Below are 19,292 nucleotides of genomic sequence, written 5' to 3' on the forward strand. Positions count from 1 at the left end.
GGAAAGCCGCTCAGTCCTCCAGCATTGCCTTGAGCTCCATCCCGACAGTCTTCAGGCTTTCGCGGATGGCTTTCAGGCCGCCCCCGCGTCCGGAATGGATGACCAGCTGCCGCCAGGCTGGCTGGCCGTCCTTCGGTGCCTTGACCATGAGGTGGCCTGAGCGTGGCAGTGCGGCTTTCAGTAGCGCCTTGGACAGCGGAAAGCCCGCCTTGCCGTCAAACGTGCCATTGCGAGCTTCGGCCTCGAACGAGGATTGTTCGCTGCGGCCCACCGCATTGAACATGACGGAGAGCGCGGGACGCTTGCCTTCTTCCACCTGCTCCTCGATCACCTGGTTCAACAAGCGCACACCGCGCAGCGAATAGACATCCGCATGCATCGGCGCCAGCACCCGGTCTGCCGCTTCCAGCGCGCAGCGTGTGAGAAAAGTGGCGTTCGGGTTCGTGTCGAAAACGATCAGGTCATACTCGCTGCGATAATGGTCCACCATCCGCAGGAATTGCGACTTCACCTTGAGGAGCGCACCTGAGTCATTCGCGAACGCATATTTCGAAATCTCGAACTGGCCCGAAATCAGGTCCAGCCGCCCACCCGGGCTGCCTTCGCCCATCAGGTCGTGCATCAGCTCCTTGCGCGGCACAGGCGAGAAGGGCTCCGTCGAAAGGGTAAGCCAGCTTTCGCCGGGGCTCGTCGCATCGCGGGCATGCAGCTTCGAGCGTTCAAACAGGGAGATCACCGAGCGATCGGCTGCTGCGCTCGCATCGGCCTGTTCCATGTCGAAGAAGGTCTGGGTCAGGTTGTATTGCGGGTCGAGGTCGACCAGCAGCACGCGCCCGCCGAGCGCCCCCTGCCATGCGCCGAAGACCTGGCTCGTAACGGTGGTCTTGCCCACGCCGCCCTTGAGATTCATGACCGCCAGCACGGGGCATTTGCGCTTGTACGCCTTCTGCACTTCATCGACGAGCTGCGTGACGCCATCCGGCAGCGTGGACGACAGCTTCAGGTGCGGCTGGACTTCATGCTTGAAGAAGCCATTCATCCGCGCCTTGTCGATCTGGTAGGGGATCAGCCGCAGATTGCGCGCCTTGGCCCGTTCGACATCCTGCCTGACCGTCTTCGACCGCACGGCGCTGGCCGATACGATCACGATCATGGCGAAGGCGTCATCAATGGCCTGGTCGGCCTTCGGGCGGTCTTCGGTGTCATTTGGCGCATACCAGTCAGGTATCGCCGCCATGCGCAGCGCCTCGTGGATTTCCAGCAACTCGTCCAGGTCACGCGTCGAATGGCTTATATAGACGTGCGACATGGGGCTTTGGCAGTCCTTCAGGTGGCGGCGTTGTTCCTACGTTACTAAGGGACTTCGCGTTGATTCCGCCACCTTTCTGCTGTGAAATTATGGTGAAACTTGAGCAAGCGCAGTCCATGTGATTAAAGCTGCACTCGAACGGAGCACTTAACATGACCTGGACCCCTTCTGATTGGCGGAATCTGCCTGCCAAGCACATCCCGTCGGACTATCCCGACGCTGCAGCGCTGTCTGCAGTTGAGGCACGCCTGAAGGGCTATCCCCCACTCGTGTTTGCAGGCGAGGCCCGGCGCCTCAAACAGCGCCTCGGCGATGTCGCTGCCGGCAAGGCTTTCCTGCTCCAGGGCGGCGATTGCGCCGAGAGCTTCAAGGAGTTCCACCCGGACAATATTCGCGACACGTTCCGCGTGATCCTGCAGATGGCGGTCGTGCTGACCTTCGCTGCGGCGAAGCCTGTCGTCAAAGTCGGCCGCATTGCCGGCCAGTTCGCGAAGCCGCGTTCCGAGCCCACCGAAACCATCGATGGCGTCACGCTGCCTTCCTATCGCGGCGACAACATCAACGGGATGGATTTCACACCGGAATCCCGCAACCCGGATCCGGAACGCCTGATCCAGGCTTATTCGCAATCGGCCGCGACGCTCAACCTGCTGCGCGCGTTCAGCAATGGCGGCTATGCCAGCCTTGCCAACGTGCATCGTTGGATGCTGGGCTTCGTTGACCGCAGTTCGCAGGGCGAACGCTACGAGAAGCTGGCTGATCAGATTTCCAAGTCCCTCGATTTCATGCAGGCTGTCGGCCTGAATGCCGAGACGGTTCCGCAAATGGCGCAGGTGGACTTCTACACCAGCCATGAAGCGCTCCTGCTCGGCTATGAAGAAGCCCTGACACGCGTCGATTCCACGTCGGGCGAATGGTATGACACGTCGGCCCACATGCTGTGGATCGGCCACCGTACCCGTCAGGTCGACCATGCCCATGTGAACTTCTGCAAGGGCATCCGCAATCCGATCGGCATCAAGTGTGGCCCGGGCATGGAGACTGACGAACTGCTTCGCCTGATCGACACGCTGAACCCGCATGACGAACCCGGCCGCATCACGCTGATCTCGCGCTTCGGCTCGGAAGGCGTGGCCAAGGGCCTGCCGCCACTGGCACGCGCGCTCAAGAAAAGCGGCCGCACGGTCGTCTGGTCCTGTGATCCGATGCACGGCAACACGCTGAAGACGGAAAGCGGTTTCAAGACCCGCCCAGTGGACCGTATCCTCTCCGAGGTGCGCCAGTTCATCGACGTTCTGTCGGCGGAAGGCTGCTATCCCGGCGGCGTGCATTTCGAGATGACCGGCCAGGATGTCACCGAATGCATCGGTGGCGCGCAGGCCATTTCCGAAGGCGACCTGTCATCGCGTTACCACACGCATTGTGATCCGCGTCTCAATGGCGAACAGGCTCTCGAGCTTGCGTTTCTGATCGCCGAAAAGCTGCAGGCCATGAACGTTGCCGAGGCGACCGCCTCGCGCATGGCTGGCTAGACTTAACGCCTCAAGGCTTTCGTTCCCAAACCGCGTGCACCAGCTGTGCACGCGGTTCAAAGCCCATTGCCGTGTACATGGCGATGGCGACATCATTGGTCGGATAGGTATGCAGGAAGGGCGTCAGGCCTTCCGAGATGATCCTGTTGGCCAGCGCCGCGAGCAGCGTCTTGCCATAGGCCTTGCCGCGATAATCCGGATGCGTGCACAGCGCGGTGATTTCCGTGTGGCCGTCGGTGGCAAGGCGTTCGCCCCCCATGGCCACCAGGCGTGCGCCGTCCCGAATGCCCAGGAAACGTCCCATCGTGTGGGTGCGTGTCCTGAACGGGCCGGGCTTGGTCAGTGTGGCCAGTGCCAGCATCTCGGCAGCGTCTGCATCGCCGAGCGTGACAAGCTCCACATGCCTGCTTGAGGCTGGCGTCTGCCCTGTCAGGATCATCTGCAATAGCGGACGCTCGACGGCGCTCACCGTCTCGGGCGCCGCCGGCATACTTGGCTCAAGGATGGACACGTCATAATTGGCGGGTATCTGCCGAACCAGGTCCGCCCACGCCTCTTCCGACATATCCCGCGCTGCGATGAAGGGGCTCACCTCGGACGGGAACTTTCGCGCGAGCGTGCCCTGGGAATCGAAATGCGCTTGCCGGCTCGTCAGAGCGCTCCAGATTGGCCGGTCGAGGGGATGGGGCTCTGTCATTTCTTGCCTGCTTGAGTGTTGGATGCGCGGCGCCTGCCGAGCAGTGTTTCTATTGTCGCCATCGCGTCGACGAGCTGGCGTCGCTCGGAAGCCGACAGGGGCGCAAGCATGTCGGCGGTCAGCGCCGCCTGGCGGTCATCGGCTGCGTTCACAATTGTCTGGCCCTTCTCGCTCAGGCGCAGCTCGTGCAAGCGGGCGTCCGTCTCCGAAGGGGTGCGGGTCACGATGCCCTTCGCCACAAGACGGGCGAGCAGGCGAGACAGGTAAGCTGCGTCCAGCTCCAGCTCCCGGCCAATATCGCTGGCGCTGATATTCTTGTGGTTCCTGATTTCGTACAGGACCCGCATCTCGCCGAGCGTCCAGGGCGTGTCGAGAAAGGTCTTCCGCAAGAGGCCAACTTCGCGGGTGTAAAAGCGGTTGAACCCCCGCACGGCGGCAATGGCATCAGGCAGGTTCGGGCGACTTTGAGGCATGGTGGCAATGTGAGTAATTAGTTGACTTTGTCAAGTAACTGTCGCGCCTGAAACCCAGTCACGGAAAATTCGACAATCTCTTGTCGCACTCCCTTGTCCCGGCAGCATCTTTCCGTCAGAAAGCCCGGCTTGTTTGGAACCGGGCCGTAAGGAGGCTGTCATGCGCAAGTTAAGCCTCCCCGCCTGGGCGCGGGCCGCCGATATTTCGGACCTGCTCAAGCTGTCCGTGCCGATTGCGATCACGCGCATGTCGATGATGCTCATGGGCATTACCGACGCCATCGTGCTCGGCCAGTACGCGCCGGGCGAACTGCCCTACATCCTGAATTCATGGCTCCCCATGGGCGTCTCCATCGGCTTCGGCATGGGCCTGCTGCTGGGCACGCAGGTGCTGACATCCGAACTGATCGGCATTGGTCGCAAGGCGGACACAGGCCGCATCTTCCGGCGGGGCCTCTGGGCATCGCTGGGCCTTGGCACTGTGCTGACAGGGCTCGTCTTCTACGGCGCCGAGCCGCTCTTCCAATGGATCTTCGTCACCATTGCGCCCGTGTCGGATGTCGCGGACAAGGCCGACCCGCGCGTCATTGCGTCAGAGACCGCAAAGGTCACACGAATCCTGTCCAGTGGGCTCCTCGCCTTCATGGTCTCACAGGTATGCAGCTTCTATCTGGAGGCCCTGCGTCGGCCGTTGCTGGTGACGGTGGTGATGTATCTGGGTGTGGCGATCAACCTCGTGATGGACCTGGCGCTCGTGGGCGGCTTCTGGGGCGTCGCGCCGATGGGCGCAGAGGGCGTGGCCTGGGCGACCACGGGCTCGCGCTGGACGCTGACGATCGTCATGTTCATCATCGTCATTGTCCTCACACCCGCCTTCCGCAAGTCCATGGCAGGCCCCCTCAATGAAGGACGTCGCCAGTTCAGCGTCGGCATCGGCACGGCCATCAGCAACGTGGCCGAGTGGGGCGCGTTCAACACGACCTACATCATCGCCACATGGATCAGCCTGGCGGCCAATTCGGTCTATGGCTATTCGGTTCAGGTGATGGGGCTCTGCTTCATGTTCTATCTGGGCATCGGCTCAGCCACCAGCGTGCGCGTGGCCGAGGCCTTTGGCAGTGGCAACCGCGACGCCGTGCGCGACGCTGGCCGGCTCGGCGTGGCCGCCACGATCGTCATGGGCATCATCCTTGCCCTGGTCCTCATCCTGTTCAACGGGCCGATCTCGCACATCATGGTCCGCTCCGATGCCGTGCTGAACGGTGTCCAGCTGGCGCCGGCCATTGCCAGCCTCCTCATCATTGCGGCAGCCATGACCATCTTCGACGGCCTGCAGGCGACTTCCTCGATGGCCCTGCGCGCGCAGGAAATCATCTGGACGCCAAGCCTGCTCCATATCGGCTCGTTCGTCTTCGTCATGATCCCGGCCTGTTACTGGCTGGGCCTCGTGGAAGGGCGTGGCGCGCAGGGCATGATGGAAGGGGGGCTGATCGGTGTCGGAACGGCGGGCATCGTGCAAACCCTGTTCCTGGAACTGAAAGCGGCGCGCCTGCCAAACAGACGCGCCGCATGAATTCAGGACCGGCCTCCAAAACGGGAGGCCATTTGTCCTAGAGGTCTTTGAGTGCCGTGGCTGGCTTGAAGGCCAGTGACGTTTTCTCTGGGATCTTGATTTTATCGCCAGTCGCAGGGTTGCGGCCTTCGCGCGCATTGCGGGTCTTTGCCGCAAACGTACCAAAGCCAGCGATTGCAACTTGCTGACGCGACTTCGCTGCAGCAGCGATCGTGTCGAAAACAGCGTCAACAGCCTTGCCGGCTTCGCTTTGCGAAAGACCGGATTCGGCAGCAACTGCCTTTGTAAGTTCACCCTTGTTCATAGGGGTTCTCCTCTAAGTTAAACGGCGATCCCCCGCCGTTGGCTCGACTTACCCACGATTCGTTTTGCGTGAATATGCCGAAAGGCCAGTAAACACAGGCTATATGCCTAGAATCCAGCCCTCCTCGGCCTGAATATGCTCGATTTTTCCCTCGTCAAGCGATTTGCCTGTGGAAAACGTGCCTCCGAGGAGGCCTTTTTCGTCCAGTTGCGAATAATGACGGGCGATCTCGCGGACCTGCACTTCGTCCAGCGTTTCGCCTTTTTCCGGTTTTGCCTTGATCAATGAAGGGTAAACCTCGGCAATAACGACCTCAATTCCGTCCAGGCCTTCTTCCGTCATTTCGTCGGCATTTATCTCGAATGGCCAGATCCGTGCGTTCGGCCAGGCCGCCCGCAGGGCGTGGACATGCGGAATGCCGGTCAGCGACTGGCTGCCCACACTGCCCGTATAGGCCAGTTGCCAGACCGATTTCGGCTGGCCGGCTTTCGTCTCGCGAAGATGGTTTTCAACGATACGGTATTCCGGCAGCGGCTGGCCCGCATAGTCCGGCTTCGTCGATGACAGGGTCGACACGACGTCGCGGGCCGGTGCTCCCCAGAATGGGTAGGGGCCTTTCGAAATCGCGTAATTCATGCCAGCCGCAATGGCGTAACGCGCATTGGAATTATCGGCCTTGTCTTTCAACTTACTGGCGAGATGCGCGTGCATCGCCGCCCAGGGCGCCTGCTTGGATACATCGAGGCCCAGCGCCGCCGCTGTGCCCGCCGGATAACCGAGCGAGAAGTCAAAGCCGAGCAGAACACGGTCGCCGCGCCGCGTGAGCTTGGCGACCATGTCCTCAATGAAGGCGCGCGCTTTCAGGCGCGTGTCGATATTGACCGCCTTGAACTGCAGCTTCAGCCGGGCATCCTTCGCGAGGATCCCGATCCAGATCGAATTGGCGCCCAGAGCCGGCTTGGCCGCCGCGCTCCAGTCCACCATGATATAGGCATCGAACAGCCGTGCCATATTGCTCGTCTCCGTGACCGCTCCGCGGCCTTTTCGAGACGCGGAGCGAATATGTGTTCTAGGTGAGTTTAACCAGCATCTTGCCGGTGTTTGCGCCCGTGAAGAGGCCCATAAAGGCTTCCGGCGCCTTGTCGATACCTTCCATCACCGTCTGCTCGAATTTCATCTTGCCCGAGGGGATCCACTTGGCCATGTCGGCGAAGAAGGCGGGCTGCATGTCGGCATGTGTCGACACGATGAAGCCCTGCAGCTTCAGCTGCTTGCCAACCGCCATGATGATATTGTGCGGGCCGACGGGAGTGCCGGTTTCGTTATACTGGGCAATCATGCCGCAAAGCGCCATGCGCGCCATCGGACGGGCAACCTCGATAGCAGCCGTCAGGTGATCGCCGCCGACATTGTCGAAATAGACGTCGATGCCCTTGGGCGAGGCTTCCTTGAGGGCCTTCACGAGGCCTGCAAATCCGCCGGCCTTCTTGTAGTCGATGACATGGTCTGCGCCGAGCGACTTCACGAAGGCGCACTTGTCCGGTCCACCGGCCGAGCCGATGACCGTGCAGCCCTTGTTCTTGGCGATCTGCACCACGGTCGAGCCGACTGCGCCAGCTGCGCCGGACACAAACACGACATCGCCTTCCTTCAGCTCTGCTACGCGCAGCAGGCCCGCATAGGCCGTCAGGCCCGGCATGCCGGCAACACCGAGGAAGGCGCTTTCTGGCAGGCCCACGTCGGGCAGCTTCTGCACCATGGCCGCTTCAGGTTTACCGACCCACGCGGTGCGCCAGCCCATCATGGAGGAGACAAGGTCGCCCTCTTTATAGTCAGGGTGTGCGGAGGCCGTCACGCGGCCCACGGCGCCGCCCTGCATCGTCTCGCCGATCTGGAACGGCGGCACATAGCTTTCGCGGTCATACATGCGGCCGCGCATATAGGGGTCGACCGACATCCATTCGTTCTTCACCTGGATTTCGCCATCCTTGGGCGCGGCGATCTCGACGGTCTTCTTGCCGAAGTTTGCCGGTTTCGGCATGCCCTCGGGGCGGGATGCGAGGCTCCATTCGGTTGAACTGAGAGTGGCCATTGCGTGTTCCTTCCTGATTATCGTTGTCGCTTAAGTGGACTGTCGGGCCCCGGCTGTGAAGGGGGCGGGCCCAATATCTTGTCGTGCGCCTGCAGCACGCGTTTGATCTTGCGCGCCCTGTGCGACGCCGTAAGTTGCCGCAAAACAAAACAGCAAGGCAGGAAACCCATCATGAAAACGCGCCATCTCGTCGACCCGGACCTGCTCGCCATTGCGGATGCGTTCCCGCCGATCGACCTGCAGGAGAGCACCCTGCAAGGCATTCGGACCATGTTTGCCGAGATGAGTGTGATGGGCGATCCGGCCACTTTTGGCGTCACCCGCCGTGAGGTGAACGTACCGGGTCTCGACGGCGCGCCGGATGTCCGCTGCCTGGTCTACACGCCGGTGTCTCCCGGCAAGGCGCGCCCCGCCTTCCTGCACATCCATGGCGGCGGTTATGTGATGGGCACGCCCGAAGGCTCTGACATCCGCAACATGCGCGTGGCCTCTGCGCTGGGGGCGGTCGTGGTCGCGCCTGACTATCGGGTGGCCCCGGAACACCCCTATCCGGCACCGCTGGACGATTGCGCTGCGGCGCTTGCCTGGCTCTTCGGCAATGCGGATGAACTCGGCATTGATACAAAACGCGTAGCGGTGGGTGGCGATAGTGCCGGTGGTGGCCTCGCAGCTGCGCTCTGCCTGCGCACGCGCGACGAGGGCCGGTTCAATATCGCTTTCCAGCATCTTGTCTATCCCATGCTGGACGACCGCACGGCGGCGCACGGCGCCCCGCTCGACCCCATCGTGGGCGAATATGTCTGGACGCCCGCTGCCAACCGTTTCGGCTGGGGCGCCTATCTCGGCGGCAATACGCCTTCCGCACCCGCTGTGCCCGCCCGGGCGGAAAGCCTCGCCGGCCTGCCGCCCACATGGATCAATATCGGTGCGCTCGATCTCTTCCTCGACGAGAACATGGCCTATGCGCGGCGCCTGCTGGCAGACGGCGTGGCGACGGAGCTGGTGATCTATCCCGGCGCCTTCCATGGTTTCCAGATGGCCGTCGAGGCGCCCGTCGCCCAGCGTTTCGAGCGCGATTATCTGGAATCACTCGCGCGTGGCCTCGGTTGCCGGATCAATCAGCCCGCCTAAGCATGACAGGGTTAATGCCTCCGCCTGCGGCAAAGTTTGCTGCCCGCAGCTCTTGCAGCAGGGGGCGATGCGGTGTCATGTCCGCCCATACGAGGGCCTGAACCATGACAAAACTAAAAGTAGGCGTCGCAGGCGCTGGCGTATTCGGAAATTACCACGCGCAGAAAGCCGCCGCATCGGCGCGTACAGAGTTTATGGGCGTGTACGATATCGATCAGGCGCGCGCTGAGAGCGTCGCCAGCACATTCGGTGCGCCGGGCATGTCGGATTACAAGGCCTTCCTCGATATGTGCGATGCCATCGTCGTCGCCGTGCCCGCCACATTCCACGAGCCGCTGGCGCGCGAAGCCATTGAGGCGCATTGCCATGTCCTCGTCGAAAAGCCTCTCACCCTGTCCGGCAAGACAGCGCGCAGTCTCGCCGATGAAGCCGCCGCCCGCGGACGCATTTTGCAGGTCGGCCATCAGGAGCGTTTCGTGGCGCGGGCCATGGGCGTACTGAGCATCGACGAAGCGCCGCTGCTGATTGAATCCGTTCGTGCCGGCCCGCCAGCACCCGACAATCGCGCAGGCGATGTCTCGGTCATCTGGGACCTGATGATCCACGATCTTGATCTCGCCGCCATGATGCTGGGCACCGAATTCAACGGCGTCACCGCCAGCGGCAAGCGCGTCCATTCGCGCCACCTCGATGAAGCCAGCGCCCAGTTCACCTATGCCAGCGGCGGCGTCGCCCGCCTGCGCGCCAGCCGCGCCGCTGAGGTCCGTGAGCGCACCATGCGTGTCGTCTATCCCTCGGGGGAAATCGCGATCAACTTCCTCACCCGCAAGGTGGAAAACTCGACGCCTTATGAAATACGCGTCGATATCGCAGCAGAGCTGCCCGATCCTCTTGGTGCCGCTGACGAAGGGTTCTACGCGGCCTGTCTCGGCCTCGCGCGCAGCCCGGTTCCGGCGCATGGCGCGGTGGCGGCTGTTGCCATGGCAGAAGCGGCAGAAGCCTCGGCACTGGCCAAGGTCGACGTCTGATCAGCTCTGGTCACGTTTGGCCTGTTTCGGGTCATGCTTGGGCGCAGGCGCCAGGCGCATGACTTCCGTCTGGAAGCGTTCATCGTCATCGGCCGCGAGATAGGGTAGGGCGTCCGAAATCGCCTTCTGCAGCGGCTCGAACCAGTCGCGGTCAGCCTTCGAGAAATCGGACAGCACATATGGCATGACCTGCGACTTGTCGCCGGGATGGCCAATGCCGATGCGCACGCGCCGCACGTTCTCACCGAGATGCGCGATCATGGAGCGGACGCCATTATTCCCGGAATGTCCGCCGCCGCGCTTTACGCGGGTGCGGCCCGGCGCGAGGTCGATCTCGTCATGGAGCACGGTCACAGCTTCCGGATCGAGCTTGTAGAAGGTCACGGCCTTTGACAGGGCCCGTCCGGTCTCATTGTAGAATGTCTCGGGTTTAACCAGCAGGACTTTGACACGGCCATCAGCGGTATTGATCGTGCCTTCGGAAATCTGGCTCTCGAACTTGCTGCGCCAGGGCCCAAAGCCATGGTCGGCATGAATTCTGTCGAGAACGAGAAATCCGGCATTGTGCCGGTTGCCGGCATATTTCGGGCCCGGATTGCCCTGTCCTGCGAGGATCAACATCGGGGTATCTCCCTTGTCTGATCGGGCAGGGATCGGCTGCGTGCCCGGCCGCAAAAGGCCGAGCACGCTTTGCCAGATCGAACGGATCAGTCTTCGTTCGCTTCGCCGTCGGCGTCGTCGCCTTCAGCTTCTGCAGTCGTTTCGTCTTCGGCTTCTTCGCCTTCGTCACCATCGGTTTCCACAACGGCAGCGCGGCCGGCAATCGTCGCGATCGTGAAGTCACGGTCGGTGATCGTTGGCTCGGCGTCGGAAGGCAGCTTGATGTCGGAGATTTTCACATTGTCGCCGATTTCCAGTTTCGAGACGTCGGCCTCGAGGAATTCGGGGATGTGGCCAGCTGGCACAAGCAGTTCGACCGTGTGGCGAACCACGTTGAGCGTACCGGCCTTCTTGAGGCCTGGCGAGACTTCTTCGCCGATGAAGTGCACAGGCACTTCAACCTTGATTTTCTGGTTCGCAGTGACGCGGAAAAGGTCAACGTGCATCGGGCGGTCGGTGACCGGGTGCATCTGGATCGCTTGCGGGATCACCATCTGCTTCTTGCCGTCATGGACCAGCGAAGCGGTCGAGGACAGGAAGTGGCCTGTTTCAATGGCTTTCAGGACTTCTGGAAGGCGCAGGCTGATCGCAACTGGATCTTCGCCGCCGCCGTAGAGAACGCCGGGCACGAAGCCGTTATTGCGGGCTTCACGTGCGCCGCCCGTGCCGGTGCGCTCACGCAGCTCGATATTGAACGTAATCTGTTTCTTGGACATTTGTTTTCCTTTCGCCCTGAAATCCGCCGCCGGACACCCGGACGGTGATAGCCTGACACGCACGGCCTTGCGCCGCCGTTTCAAGAGCGGGCCTATAGGCGATCAGGGGGTGTCTGGCAAGCTGCCACGGCAGGCCAGGCAGCCAATCAGCCGCCCCAGGCGATCTCAGCAATGGAAACAGCGGATCGCGACCCGGCGACCCTATGGCCTCAGCTGCCAGATATGTCTCGTTTCTGAGACATTTTCAGGCGTCAGGCGGGGCCCGGCCCTTTAAACGGTCCGGCAATTCTGTAGAAAACTTCTCAAGTTGCAGTCTTCCCTATAAGCAACACACAGAAACGCACCAAAGGAGAGGCCCGACATGAGCGACGCCAACAAGACATATCCCGTCCCGGCCGGTTTTGCGGCAAAAGCAAACCTGACGCCTGAGAAGTACCGGGAGATGTACGCGGCCTCGATCGCCGACCCGGATGCCTTCTGGGGCGAGCACGGCAAGCGCCTCGACTGGATGACCCCCTACACGACCGTGAAGGACGTCTCCTGGGAAACCGGCGACCTGCACGTGAAATGGTATTCCGACGGCGTGCTCAATGTCTCGGCCAACTGTATCGACCGCCATCTCGCCACGCGCGGTGACAAGGCCGCCTTCATCTGGGAAGGCGACGACCCGTCCGACAGCTACACCGTTACCTATAACCAGCTCCACGTCGCGGTCTGCAAGTTCGCCAATGTCCTGAAGGAACTCGGCGTCAAGAAGGGCGACCGCGTCACCATCTACATGCCGATGATCCTTGAGGCGACCTACGCCATGCTCGCCTGTGCGCGCATTGGCGCGATCCACTCGGTCGTGTTCGGCGGCTTCTCGCCCGAAGCGCTGGCCGGGCGCATTGTCGATTGCAAGTCCGAAGTCCTGATCACCGCCGACGAGGGCCTGCGCGGCGGCCGCAAGGTGCCGCTCAAGGTCAATGCGGATGCCGCCGCCAAGATTGCCAATGGCATGGTCAAGAAGATGCTCGTCGTTCGCCGTACCGGCGCGGACGTGGCCATGACCGAAGGCCGCGACCACTGGCTCCACGAGATTGGCGCCGACATTTCCGCCGATTGCCCGCCAGAGCCGATGAACGCCGAAGACCCGCTCTTCATCCTCTACACGTCCGGGTCGACAGGCCAGCCAAAGGGCGTGCTGCACACGACCGGCGGCTATCTCGTCTGGGCTTCGATGACCCATCAATACGTGTTCGACCTGAAGGAAGAGGATGTCTTCTGGTGCTCGGCTGATGTCGGCTGGGTCACCGGGCACACCTATATCGTCTATGGACCGCTCGCGAACGGCACGACCAGCGTCCTGTTCGAAGGCGTACCGACCTATCCGGATGCGAGCCGCTTCTGGCAGGCTTGCGACAAGCACCAGGTCAGCATCTTCTACACTGCACCGACCGCCATCCGCGCGCTGATGCGCGAAGGCGAGGTGCCTGTACAGAAGACCTCCCGCAAATCGATCCGCCTGCTCGGCACAGTCGGCGAGCCGATCAACCCCGAAGCCTGGGAATGGTATTTCCACGTCGTCGGTGAGGAGCGCTGCCCCATCGTCGACACATGGTGGCAGACCGAAACCGGCGGCACGATGATCGTGCCGCTTCCCGGCGCAACCGACATGAAACCCGGCGCGGGCAGTCATCCCTTCTTCGGCATCAAGCCGATCCTGGTCGACGCTGAAGGCAACACGCTGGAAGGCGCGGCCGACGGCAACCTGCTGATCACCGACAGCTGGCCCGGCCAGATGCGCACCGTCTATGGCGACCACCAGCGCTTCATCGACACCTATTTCACCGCCTATCCCGGCACCTACTTCACCGGCGACGGATGCCGCCGCGACGAGGACGGCTTCTACTGGATCACGGGCCGCGTCGATGACGTGATCAACGTCTCCGGCCACCGCATGGGCACGGCCGAAGTCGAAAGCGCGCTCGTCAGCCATGATGCGGTCGCTGAGGCCGCTGTGGTCGGCTACCCGCACGACATCAAGGGGCAGGGCATCTACGCCTATGTCACGCTCGTGGCAGGATGCGAGGCCACCGACGACCTGCGCAAGAATCTTGTCCAGCACGTTCGTGCCGAAATTGGTCCCATCGCTTCGCCCGATCTCATCCAGTTCGCGCCCGGCCTGCCGAAGACGCGTTCCGGCAAGATCATGCGCCGCATCCTGCGCAAGATCGCCGAGAACGAGTTTTCCAATCTGGGAGACACGTCAACGCTGGCCGATCCGGAAGTCGTTACCGACCTGATCGAGCACCGTCAGAACCGCTAGTCAGATCGCCGGCAGGTCAACGATAAACCGGGCGCCGCCTTCTTCGCGGTTCTCGGCATAGACCTCGCCGCGATGCGTCGCGATGATCTGTTTGACGATGGACAGGCCAAGGCCGGAATTGTTGCCAAAGGCCGTGCCCTTGGGCCGGTCGGTGTAGAACCGGTTGAAAATCTCTTCCAGCTTGTCCGGCGGAATGCCGGGGCCATTGTCCTCGACACGCACGCGGGCGACGGTCTGGGGGCCGCTGTTTGTCTGCTCCAGCGTCACCTGCACATTCGCGCCGGGTGGTGAGAAAGACTTGGCATTGTCGATCAGGTTGCGCAGCACCTGTCCCAGCGGACCTTCGCGTGCGCGAACCAGCAGGCGCGCGCCCATCGTGGCATCCTCGAACGACACGGTGATATCCTCCGGTCCGTCGACCATGGCTTCATAGGTGCGCACAACGTCATGGGCAAAGCGCGCAATGTCGATCTGCTCGGTCGGCACACGGGTCATCTCGGCCTCGATGCGGGAGGCGTTCGAAATATCCGTGATCAGTCGGTCGAGCCGTTTCACATCGGACGCGATCACATTGCGCAGGCGCTGGCTCGCGACCGGGTCTTCCGTCACACGCTCCGCCGTCTCCACAGCTGAGCGGATGGAGGTCAGCGGGTTCTTCAGCTCATGCGCCACATCGGCGGCGAACTGCTCGTTCGCCTCGATCCGCTCCAGTAGCGCTTCCGTCATCCCCTGCATGGAGGACGCAAGATTGCCGATCTCGTCCTTGCGTTTCGTCAGCGCCGGTATGTCGATCCGGTCAGAGGCGCCGGAGCGTATCCGGTCTGCCGCCAGCGAAAGGCGCCGCAACGGACGCGCAATACCCAAAGTCAGAAGGAAAGACGTAATGAATGCCACCAGCACGGCCACGCCAATGAATGGCACCAGCGCGGCGCGCTCGGCCCGGATGATCTCGTCTATATCACTGGCTTCCAGCGTCAGCACGCCGACGACGGCCGACACGCGCTGGATGGGCATGGAGACGGAAATGATCCGCTGGCCACGATCCGAGAAGCGCTGGCTGGCGGCGACATCGCCCAGCACGGCGCTGTCGAATTCCTCCTCGAAACTCTGCGTCCGGATCGCTTCCGAACTGCGCCGCGGCATGATCGGCCCGAACACACGGCCCGCCCATTCCGACAGGGCTGCGCCGATGCGGGCAATCCGGCTCGGTTCCTTGATCGGGGGCAGGGCATCGATATCGACGCGTTCAGAGAGATAGAAACTGTCACCCACCAGTTCTTCGTCCGGCGTATAGATGCGGGCGCGGACCCGCTCGGGCAGGTTCAGGCGAACGATGGTCTGCCGGGCGGCATCCACGTCGAGGCTTGGCTCGGGCGTGGTCGCGTCCTCGCCAAGCAGGCTGGTGAAAATCTGGGCCTGCGCGACAAGGTCCTGTTTCTTCGAAACAACAAATCCGGCGCGCATTTCGTTCAGCACCATGGCGCCGATGATGAGGATGGCGAGTCCGGCCAGGTTGGACGCAAAGATCAGCCGGGCAATGCGCGAACCCAGGAACATGGATCCGCGCCGTTTGCCCGGCAACCTGATGCGTTTCGACTCAGCCATCCCGTTCACCCTGTTACCGGGCTGCGGCTAAAATCAGGCGTCGGCCGCAACGCGCATTGTGACAATCTTGTCAGGATTGCGCGGTGGCTCACCTTTCGCAAGCTGGTCGATCACATCCATGCCTTCGGTCACCTTGCCCCAGACAGTGTATTGGCGGTTCAGGAAGCTCGCATCGTCGAAGCAGATGAAGAACTGGCTGTTGGCGGAATTCGGCGCAGACGTGCGCGCCATCGAGCAGGTGCCGCGCACATGGGGCTCAGCATTGAACTCGGCCTTGATGTCAGGCTTGCTGGATCCGCCCGTGCCATTGCCCTTTGGGCAGCCGACCTGCGCCATGAAACCGGCGATCACGCGGTGGAACACGATGCCATCATAAAACTCCTCACGGGCGAGTTCCTTGATGCGTGCGACGTGTCCCGGCGCGAGATCAGGGCGCAGCTCGATTTTCACCGGGCCTTTCGAGGTTTCAAGAAGCAGTATGTTTTCAAGGTCTGTCATGGGAATATCCTGTTTTGAGAGGGTCTTTGTCACTGGCTATTGAATGAAGGCGATGGCGGCAAGCCCGCCGGGCATGTTAATATAGGTCTGTAATAAGGTTCCCGCAGGCTCATGATTGCAGAAACACTCTCCCTGTCGCTAACCGCCGTGCTCACCGTGATAGGGCTTGTGCACCTCGCATGGGCCTTTGGAGCGAGTTTTCCCTATGCAAACCGGCAGGCTCTTGCGCGCGCCGTCGTGGGCCGTCGCGGCATCACGCAAATGCCTTCCATGATGGCTTCCCTGTTCGTGGCGGTGTGCATCCTCGGGGCCGCTGCGTGGGCGGCGCTGCTGGGCAGGCTGGTCATCCTGCCGGTCTCGCCATGGCTCCTGCTGGCGGGCGGTCTGGTCCTGTCAGCGGTCTTCCTCTTCCGGGGCATTATCGGCGTCATGCCGGCCTTCGAGCGCGCCTTGCCGGAACAGCCTTTCCTGACGCTCAACCGGCGCTTCTACTCGCCGCTATGCGTGCTGATCGGGCTCGGCTTCCTCGCGCTGACCGTGGCGCTGCCGAACTGGTCCTGGCGTTTCAGCCTGCTCGGTTAGCCGCCGCGCGCCACCCGGCGGCATTGATCCGCGCCTGCAGGGACACGCCATCACTGCCCGGCGCCGCCATCATGTGCGCAAACGCCCAGTGGTTCAGCTCGGTCGAGATCGTCACATCCGCCTCGCGCCAGGTACGCGCCAGTCCGCCGCCCAGCACCACGCCCGTCGCCTTCACGATGTCGGACCGGTCAAACGCGCGCGGTCGCGCATCCACATGCGCCACAAGGCCCGCATTGTCCGGCCGCCGCGTTACGTTGGAGAACATGCCGCCCGGCCGCATCACGGGGTCAACGCCTGCCAGAAGCGCGACCTCCCCATGCAGCTGGTGGCTCACGCGCAGGGCCGCATCGCTGCCCCAGCTATGGCCGACCAGAACCAGCTCATCGCCCTGCGACAGCGCCGCGCGGCAATGCTCCAGCACGCCGTCCAGATCATAATGGGCAAACCATGTTGCCGTGCGGCCCACGCCAGCGCCACCCTCAAGCAGCGCCCGCTGGCGGGCCTTCACATAGCTGACAACAAGCTGCGACTGCCCGTCCGCGGCGCCGCCGATATAGATCTCGGCAACGCCCCGGCCGTGCGCGTTGCGCCTATTCGGTATAGCGGTAGCCGACGCCATAGAGCGTTTCGATTGCATCGAACTCGTCGGTCACTTCGCGGAACTTCTTGCGCAGCCGCTTGATGTGGCTGTCGATGGTCCGGTCGTCGACATAGATCTGGTCGTCATAGGCGGCGTCCATCAGCTGGTCGCGGCTCTTCACGTAACCGGGGCGCGAGGCGAGGGCCTGAAGGATCAGGAACTCGGTCACGGTCAGGCGCACAGGGTGGCCGTCCCAGGTGCAGGCATGGCGGTTCGGGTCGAGCGTCAGCTTGCCGCGAACGATCGGCTTGTGGTCGCCCTCTTCAGGGCCGGCCACGCCGCCGCGTGCGCGACGCAGCACGGCTTTCACGCGCTCGGCCAGCAGGCGGTTGGAACAGGGCTTCCGCACGAAATCATCCGCGCCGATATTGAAGCCGATCACTTCGTCGATCTCTTCGTCCTTGGACGTCAGGAAGATCACCGGCAGTTCGCTGGTCTGGCGCAGCCGGCGCAGCAATTCCATGCCGTCCATCTTGGGCATCTTCACGTCGAGGATGGCAATGTCGGGCGGCGTCTCGGTGAGCGCGGGCAGGGCGGATTCGCCGTCATGATAGGTGCGGACATTATAGCCCTCAGCCTCAAAGAACATTTTCAGCGACGCAACAATGTTCTCGTCGTCATCCACCAGTGCCAAAGTCGTCATCGCTCGATCCTTCTCAACCAGAGTATACCCCGTAACGGGGTCTGGCCGTTTTGCATTATGGTGTTCAACCACGGTTCGCGACATGACAAAAGCCCTCCTTCGGTGCTGTCCCAATGAAAACAGCAGACTAGGGCAAGCAAGCGCTCACATTACGGCGATTTAAGGAATCATTGGGGCGAGTGTGGCGAGAAGACGTGATGCAACCCAATCCGGCTTCACCTGTTCCTTGCGAAGCAAAGGAGACAATGATGACTTTTCGACTGACCCTGACCGCCTCGGTATCGGCCCTTTTGCTCGCGGCCTGTTCGCCTGATGCCGGGCGCACAACCGAGCCCGCAGAGCCCACGCCCGCGCCAGTCGAAACGCCATCGCCGACCGAGGCGGAAGTCGTGCCCACCCAGGAAGCGCCTGCTTCATCCGAGCCTGTCCTCACCGCCAACGGCTACGGCCCGCTGACCATCGGCATGACACGCGAAGCCGTCGTCGAGGCCGTCGGCGGCCCGGCCAATGCGAATGCCGCCAGCGAGCCCTTCGCATGCGAAATCTTCCACCCGTCCAATGCCCCGGAAGGCCTCTACGTCCTGCTGCAGGAAGACAAGCTGGCAAGCGTCTATCTCACCAAGGGGGCAACGATTGAAACCGCTGAAGGCCTGAAGGTCGGCGACCCCGCCGAGGCGGTGATGACGGCCTATGGCGACAAGGTCGTGAAGACCCCCTCCAAATACCTCGAAGCCCCGGCCGCTTACCTGACGATCTGGCAGTCCGGCAACACAAGCGCCGACTGGGTGGACGATCAGGACGCGCGCGGCATCCGCTTCAGCACGGGCACGGACGAAACAATCGAGCAGATCACAGGCGGCGGCCCGGCCATCCAGCTGGTTGAAGGTTGTAGCTGAGTTGGTTCAGTGCATTAAGGCCATAGGCTGCAATGCAATGCTCCAGCATGCGAATAATTCACTTCTGAAGCGCTCATACTGAGCGCAGTCGAAGCACGAGCGCGGGCTGGTAGTACGTACGCCACTGGTTTCATCCTTCGGCTTCGCTCAGGATGAGCTTGTTTATGAGGTGGCTCGTCATGGTGCATTGCGCCTATCTTGATGCACCATAGTCTCGCTAGACATAAGTTGGAGTTGTTACCGCTCTAGCCTCAATGGAGTAGCACTACCCGTCTCTAAATCGATCACGTAGGAACCACCATCCCAGCGATAGGCAGTTAGGGTTCCATCCTCGGAATAAAGTCGCGTGAACGGATCCCCCAATTTGTCGAATGCACTACTCACTCGCCACATGATGTGTCCTTTGGAATCAATCCTGAACACATTTCGAGCAAGATCTTCTTTGTTATATTGATCACCTTTTCCAAGTCGATCAAGTAACACGACTGCTTCGCCTTTTGGCAAATCCACTCGGCTGTGAATGTCGGCTAAGTTGAGTAATTCATTCATTTAGAAGCTCTTATCCGTCCGAAACTCTAAGCCAGCGTAGCAACTGTTATCCTGGC

At 61.9% G+C, this 19,292-nt stretch carries 20 protein-coding genes; 7 read left to right on the top strand and 13 right to left on the bottom strand.

Going from position 1 to position 19,292, the window contains the following annotated elements; genetic code table 11:
* Positions 1-10: 10 nt before the first annotated feature.
* Positions 11-1,309 carry an AAA family ATPase gene (locus HY30_RS06565; RefSeq protein ID WP_034738301.1) on the bottom strand — a complete coding sequence of 433 codons (1,299 nt, stop codon included), beginning with the start codon at positions 1,307-1,309 and terminating at the stop codon, positions 11-13.
* 152 nt (positions 1,310-1,461) lie between these two features.
* On the opposite strand from HY30_RS06565, the gene HY30_RS06570 reads away from it, so the two are divergent.
* The gene (locus HY30_RS06570) at positions 1,462-2,841 is read left to right on the top strand and encodes a class II 3-deoxy-7-phosphoheptulonate synthase (protein ID WP_034738302.1); all 1,380 of its coding nucleotides are present in this window, start codon (positions 1,462-1,464) and stop codon (positions 2,839-2,841) included.
* Positions 2,842-2,851: 10 nt separating this feature from the next.
* On the opposite strand, the gene HY30_RS06575 is transcribed toward HY30_RS06570, so the two are convergent.
* A complete protein-coding gene (locus HY30_RS06575; protein ID WP_034738303.1) occupies positions 2,852-3,538 on the bottom strand; it encodes a GNAT family N-acetyltransferase in 687 nt (228 codons plus the stop codon).
* Positions 3,535-4,011, bottom strand: a complete 477-nt coding sequence (locus tag HY30_RS06580) for a MarR family winged helix-turn-helix transcriptional regulator (protein WP_051614988.1) — start codon at positions 4,009-4,011, stop codon at positions 3,535-3,537. Before HY30_RS06580 ends, HY30_RS06575 begins: the two co-directional genes overlap by 4 nt.
* Positions 4,012-4,171: 160 nt before the next feature.
* Between HY30_RS06580 and HY30_RS06585 the strand changes: the two genes are divergently transcribed.
* Complete coding sequence (locus HY30_RS06585) at positions 4,172-5,584, top strand: MATE family efflux transporter (RefSeq protein ID WP_034738304.1); 1,413 nt, start codon at positions 4,172-4,174, stop codon at positions 5,582-5,584.
* 37 nt (positions 5,585-5,621) lie between these two features.
* Here the strand turns inward: HY30_RS06585 and HY30_RS06590 are convergent, their stop codons facing one another.
* The 3 genes from HY30_RS06590 to HY30_RS06600 all read right to left on the bottom strand — a co-directional run bounded on the left by HY30_RS06590 (position 5,622) and on the right by HY30_RS06600 (position 7,980).
* Positions 5,622-5,888 carry an HU family DNA-binding protein gene (locus HY30_RS06590; protein ID WP_034738305.1) on the bottom strand — a complete coding sequence of 89 codons (267 nt, stop codon included), beginning with the start codon at positions 5,886-5,888 and terminating at the stop codon, positions 5,622-5,624.
* A 99-nt stretch (positions 5,889-5,987) separates the two neighbouring features.
* Positions 5,988-6,899, bottom strand: coding sequence for a hypothetical protein (locus HY30_RS06595; protein WP_034738306.1), 912 nt, complete (start codon positions 6,897-6,899; stop codon positions 5,988-5,990).
* A 58-nt stretch (positions 6,900-6,957) separates the two neighbouring features.
* A complete protein-coding gene (locus tag HY30_RS06600) occupies positions 6,958-7,980 on the bottom strand; it encodes an NADP-dependent oxidoreductase (protein WP_034738307.1) in 1,023 nt (340 codons plus the stop codon).
* A 171-nt stretch (positions 7,981-8,151) separates the two neighbouring features.
* Here HY30_RS06600 and HY30_RS06605 point away from each other — a divergent pair, with 171 nt between their 5' ends.
* Both HY30_RS06605 and HY30_RS06610 read left to right on the top strand, forming a co-directional pair.
* Complete coding sequence (locus HY30_RS06605; protein ID WP_034738309.1) at positions 8,152-9,111, top strand: alpha/beta hydrolase; 960 nt, start codon at positions 8,152-8,154, stop codon at positions 9,109-9,111.
* Between the two features lie 104 nt (positions 9,112-9,215).
* Positions 9,216-10,139, top strand: coding sequence for a Gfo/Idh/MocA family protein (locus HY30_RS06610; RefSeq protein WP_034738310.1), 924 nt, complete (start codon positions 9,216-9,218; stop codon positions 10,137-10,139).
* Here HY30_RS06610 and pth read toward each other — a convergent pair whose 3' ends face one another.
* Together pth and HY30_RS06620 are read right to left on the bottom strand one after the other, a co-directional pair.
* A complete protein-coding gene (gene pth, locus HY30_RS06615) occupies positions 10,140-10,760 on the bottom strand; it encodes an aminoacyl-tRNA hydrolase (protein WP_034738312.1) in 621 nt (206 codons plus the stop codon). It lies immediately after the preceding gene.
* An 86-nt stretch (positions 10,761-10,846) separates the two neighbouring features.
* On the bottom strand, positions 10,847-11,515 hold the full coding sequence (locus tag HY30_RS06620) for a 50S ribosomal protein L25/general stress protein Ctc (RefSeq protein ID WP_034738313.1): 669 nt from the start codon (positions 11,513-11,515) through the stop codon (positions 10,847-10,849).
* 361 nt (positions 11,516-11,876) lie between these two features.
* On the opposite strand from HY30_RS06620, the gene acs reads away from it, so the two are divergent.
* Positions 11,877-13,823, top strand: coding sequence for an acetate--CoA ligase (acs, locus tag HY30_RS06625; protein WP_034738315.1), 1,947 nt, complete (start codon positions 11,877-11,879; stop codon positions 13,821-13,823).
* On the opposite strand, the gene HY30_RS06630 is transcribed toward acs, so the two are convergent.
* Together HY30_RS06630 and HY30_RS06635 are read right to left on the bottom strand one after the other, a co-directional pair.
* Positions 13,824-15,428: a stimulus-sensing domain-containing protein gene (locus HY30_RS06630; protein ID WP_034738317.1), complete on the bottom strand. Its 1,605-nt coding sequence runs from the start codon at positions 15,426-15,428 to the stop codon at positions 13,824-13,826. It abuts the gene before it with no gap.
* A 33-nt stretch (positions 15,429-15,461) separates the two neighbouring features.
* Positions 15,462-15,926, bottom strand: coding sequence for a peptidylprolyl isomerase (locus tag HY30_RS06635; RefSeq protein WP_034738319.1), 465 nt, complete (start codon positions 15,924-15,926; stop codon positions 15,462-15,464).
* 111 nt (positions 15,927-16,037) lie between these two features.
* On the opposite strand from HY30_RS06635, the gene HY30_RS06640 reads away from it, so the two are divergent.
* Positions 16,038-16,508 (top strand): DUF3995 domain-containing protein, encoded by a 471-nt coding sequence (locus HY30_RS06640; protein WP_051614990.1) that lies wholly within the window; start codon positions 16,038-16,040, stop codon positions 16,506-16,508.
* On the opposite strand, the gene HY30_RS06645 is transcribed toward HY30_RS06640, so the two are convergent.
* Together HY30_RS06645 and HY30_RS06650 are read right to left on the bottom strand one after the other, a co-directional pair.
* Positions 16,492-17,127, bottom strand: coding sequence for a hypothetical protein (locus HY30_RS06645; RefSeq protein WP_034738321.1), 636 nt, complete (start codon positions 17,125-17,127; stop codon positions 16,492-16,494). The two genes, HY30_RS06640 and HY30_RS06645, sit on opposite strands and share 17 nt — an antisense overlap.
* On the bottom strand, positions 17,099-17,791 hold the full coding sequence (locus HY30_RS06650) for a response regulator transcription factor (protein WP_034738323.1): 693 nt from the start codon (positions 17,789-17,791) through the stop codon (positions 17,099-17,101). The genes HY30_RS06645 and HY30_RS06650 overlap by 29 nt, the downstream gene beginning before the upstream one ends.
* Positions 17,792-18,036: 245 nt before the next feature.
* Between HY30_RS06650 and HY30_RS06655 the strand changes: the two genes are divergently transcribed.
* A complete protein-coding gene (locus tag HY30_RS06655; RefSeq protein ID WP_051614992.1) occupies positions 18,037-18,687 on the top strand; it encodes a hypothetical protein in 651 nt (216 codons plus the stop codon).
* Between the two features lie 237 nt (positions 18,688-18,924).
* On the opposite strand, the gene HY30_RS19965 is transcribed toward HY30_RS06655, so the two are convergent.
* Positions 18,925-19,236, bottom strand: a complete 312-nt coding sequence (locus tag HY30_RS19965) for a DUF7957 family protein (protein ID WP_155839268.1) — start codon at positions 19,234-19,236, stop codon at positions 18,925-18,927.
* Positions 19,237-19,292 lie beyond the last annotated feature (56 nt).

It is taken from the genome of Hyphomonas chukchiensis (assembly GCF_000682695.1).
Taxonomy (GTDB): Bacteria; Pseudomonadota; Alphaproteobacteria; order Caulobacterales; family Hyphomonadaceae; genus Hyphomonas; species Hyphomonas chukchiensis.